The organism is Streptomyces sp. (assembly GCF_035563135.1).
In the GTDB taxonomy this organism is placed as follows: Bacteria; Actinomycetota; Actinomycetes; order Streptomycetales; family Streptomycetaceae; genus Streptomyces.
Genome location: NZ_DATMVN010000292.1, coordinates 1 through 2,798, shown reverse-complemented (window position 1 = coordinate 2,798; position 2,798 = coordinate 1). Strand labels below are relative to the sequence as shown.

2 protein-coding genes and 1 pseudogene are annotated in these 2,798 nt (G+C 70.2%); all 3 read right to left on the bottom strand.

All coding sequences use genetic code 11. The features are described from left to right. A pseudogene (locus VN520_RS12835) lies at nt 1–207 on the bottom strand (hypothetical protein); the annotation flags it as partial. A gap of 82 nt (nt 208–289) precedes the next feature. Then, the gene (locus VN520_RS12830; protein ID WP_325747019.1) at nt 290–1,501 is read right to left on the bottom strand and encodes a pyridoxal phosphate-dependent aminotransferase; all 1,212 of its coding nucleotides are present in this window, start codon (nt 1,499–1,501) and stop codon (nt 290–292) included. A gap of 285 nt (nt 1,502–1,786) precedes the next feature. Next, a complete protein-coding gene (locus tag VN520_RS12825; protein ID WP_325747018.1) occupies nt 1,787–2,611 on the bottom strand; it encodes an arylamine N-acetyltransferase family protein in 825 nt (274 codons plus the stop codon). Nucleotides 2,612–2,798 lie beyond the last annotated feature (187 nt).

The following is a 2,798-nucleotide window of genomic DNA, read 5'->3' as shown; positions in this document are numbered from 1 at the left end:
CCGGGCGGGCGGCGCGGTGCGGAGCCGGGCCACCTGCTCGGCGATGCGGTCGCCCGCCGCGGAGAGCCCCAGCTCGTCGGTGACGGCGAGCAGGGCCGCGAGGTGTCCGGCGAGCTGGATGTCCAGCTCCTCCTCGCGGCTGCGGTGCGGGAAATCGGCGTCGTCGGCCGATGTGTGGACCGACTTGGTGCGGATCGGCTCGTACATGGATGGCCTCCTGGTGATGCAGTAAGGCCATCCTACCTTGGATTGATTCTAAAGTTGTGTGGAGTCTGGAAGGGTTCGCCGCTCAGGGCTGGCTGTAACCGTCCAGGAACCTCGCGATACGCGTCACCGCGTCGGTGAGGTCCTTGGCGGGCGGCAGGGTGACCACCCGGAAGTGATCGGGTTCCGGCCAGTTGAAGCCCGTGCCCTGCACCACCATGATCTTCTCGGCGCGCAGCAGGTCCAGGACCAGCTGCCGGTCGTCCTTGATCTTGAAGACCTTGGGATCGAGCCTCGGGAAGAGATACAGCGCCCCCTTCGGCTTCACACAGGTCACCCCGGGGATCTGCGTCAGCAGGTCGTACGCCACGTCGCGCTGCTCCAGGATCCGCCCGCCCGGCAGCACCAGCTCGTTGATCGACTGCCGCCCGCCGAGCGCGGTGGCCACCGCGTGCTGCGCGGGCATGTTGGCGCACAGACGCATGTTGGCCAGGACCGTCAGGCCCTCGATGTACGAGGAGGCGTGCGCCTTCGGACCGCAGACCGCCATCCAGCCGGAGCGGTACCCCGCGATCCGGTAGTTCTTGGAGAGCCCGTTGAAGGTGAGCACCATCAGGTCCGGGGCGACGGCGGCGGTCGGGGTGTGCGTCGCGCCGTCGTAGAGGATCCGGTCGTAGATCTCGTCGGAGCAGACGACCAGGTTGTGGCGCCGGGCGATCTCCGTCAGTCCGCGCAGCATCTCGTCGTCGTAGACCGCGCCGGTCGGATTGTTCGGATTGATGATCACGAGCGCCTTGGTGCGGTCGGTGATCTTCCGCTCGATGTCGGCGAGGTCGGGCATCCAGTCGGCCTGCTCGTCGCACCGGTAGTGCACGGCCGTACCGCCGGCCAGCGAGACCGAGGCCGTCCACAGCGGGTAGTCCGGAGCGGGGACGAGCACCTCGTCGCCGTCGTCGAGCAGCGCCTGCATCGACATCTGGATCAGCTCGGAGACACCGTTGCCCAGGTAGACGTCCTCGACGTCGAGGTCGATCCCCTTGGTCTGGTAGTGCTGCATCACTGCACGGCGCGCCGACAGCAGGCCCTTCGCGTCGCCGTAGCCGTGCGCGCCCGAGAGGTTGCGCAGGATGTCCTCGAGGATCTCCGGCGGGCACTCGAAGCCGAAGGCCGCGGGGTTGCCCGTGTTGAGTTTGAGGATGCGGTGACCTGCCGCTTCGAGCCGCATGGCCTCTTCGAGCACGGGGCCGCGGATTTCGTAACAGACGCCGGAGAGCTTCGTGGACTGGATGACCTGCATGTCTGCGAGCTTACGACCGCGTTTCGCGCGCTGCGCCCGGTTCACGCGCCGGTTCCTCCCTCCGGGGGCGCGCGACACCGCGCCCGGTCTTCCATCGCCATGCCGCCCCGGCCGCGAACCGTGGGAACGGCCGGTCGGGGCGGCGCCTCGGCTTGGAATGCGGGCATGAGGCGCACAACCGGGTGAGATGCGCCACGCGGGGGCGCACAACCGGCCGTGCGCGCCCCGGTGGGGACCCGGTCCCGCTCCCGCCCGCGCGGGGGCGACGGCGGGGGTGCGCCCTGGTCAGCCCGGCAGAACGGTCCCCTCGGGAAGGCGTACGCCGAAGTCCTCGGCCAGCACGCGCAGCACCTCGGCGGAGTCGCTCAGCTCCCGCTCCTCGACCGTGCCGTCGTCGGCGGTCTCCACCAGCGTCCGTCCGGACAGGGCCCGGTGCAGGCCCGGCAGGGTGCGCTGGGCGTACACCGCCTGCTGGAACGGCGAGCGCGGGTTCGTCGCGATGTGCCAGTTGATGACCTCGTAGTCCGGGGCCTCGAACGGTTCCAGGGTGAATTCGTACTGCGGCTCCCAGTAGCCGCCCTTGTCCGTCTGCAGCTCCCACATCTCCAGCGGGCCGTCGTGCGGGGCGTGCACGAGGCGGTGGCGGCGCGGGGTGTCCAGCAGTTCGGCGTCCGCCACCAGCGGGATCGGCTCCAGCAGTGCGCCGTGCGAGCCGAAGCCGACGTCCGCCAGCCAGCGGGTCGAGCCGCCCTTCTCCTCGTCCTCGACGTCCACCTGCATCAGCATGTGCGTGCGTGGCCGGACGTCACCGGGCGCGGCGCCCAGGACCACCCGCGCGGTCAGCAGCGTGACGTGGAATCCGAGCTGGGTCAGGGCGGCGGCGAGGAGGGTGTTGTGCTCGTAGCAGTACCCGCCGCGCTCACTGCGGACGAGCTTCTTCTCCAGGTCCGCGAGCGCGAGGGACGGGGCGCTGCCGAGGACCGGCTCCAGATTCTCGAACGGGATGCCCAGCATGTGGGCGCGGTGCACGGACCGCAGCACCTCCACGGTGGGGCGGCGCTCCCCGGACCAGCCGATGCGGGCGAAGTAGGCGTCGAGATCGAGTGTCATACCCCGACACTACGCAGAGACCTCACAGGTTTCTCAAGTGCGATGACGGCGCAGGAGACACGGGGAACACGCCCCACGTGTGTTGTACGGCGGGTGTGGGTCCCCGGCCGGCGACACGGCCCGGCCGCCTCGCCGGCCGTCCCCGGGTGTGTGCACGATCCTGCCCGGCGGCCGGCGGCCGGCGGCC